Raw genomic sequence first — 635 nt, 5'->3', positions numbered from 1 at the left:
ATCGGGGTGGGAGACAGTGTCAGGTGGGCAGTTTGACTGGGGCGGTCGCCTCCTAAAGAGTAACGGAGGCGCCCAAAGGTTCCCTCAGAATGGTTGGAAATCATTCGCAGAGTGTAAAGGCACAAGGGAGCTTGACTGCGAGACCTACAAGTCGAGCAGGGACGAAAGTCGGGCTTAGTGATCCGGTGGTTCCGCATGGAAGGGCCATCGCTCAACGGATAAAAGCTACCCCGGGGATAACAGGCTTATCTCCCCCAAGAGTCCACATCGACGGGGAGGTTTGGCACCTCGATGTCGGCTCATCGCATCCTGGGGCTGTAGTCGGTCCCAAGGGTTGGGCTGTTCGCCCATTAAAGCGGTACGCGAGCTGGGTTCAGAACGTCGTGAGACAGTTCGGTCCCTATCCGTCGTGGGCGCAGGAAATTTGAGAGGAGCTGTCCTTAGTACGAGAGGACCGGGATGGACGCACCGCTGGTGTACCAGTTGTCTTGCCAAAGGCATCGCTGGGTAGCTATGTGCGGACGGGATAAGTGCTGAAAGCATCTAAGCATGAAGCCCCCCTCAAGATGAGATTTCCCATAGCGTCAAGCTAGTAAGAACCCTGAAAGATGATCAGGTTGATAGGTCAGAGGTGG

At 55.9% G+C, this 635-nt stretch carries 1 rRNA gene; it reads left to right on the top strand.

Annotated elements, in window-relative coordinates:
• A 23S ribosomal RNA gene (locus SFC47_RS25850) occupies nt 1-635 on the top strand; the annotation flags it as partial.

Source organism: Neobacillus niacini (assembly GCF_046591715.1).
Lineage (GTDB): Bacteria > Bacillota > Bacilli > Bacillales > Cytobacillaceae > Neobacillus > Neobacillus niacini_L.
This window is presented reverse-complemented; position numbering and strand designations above follow the sequence as displayed.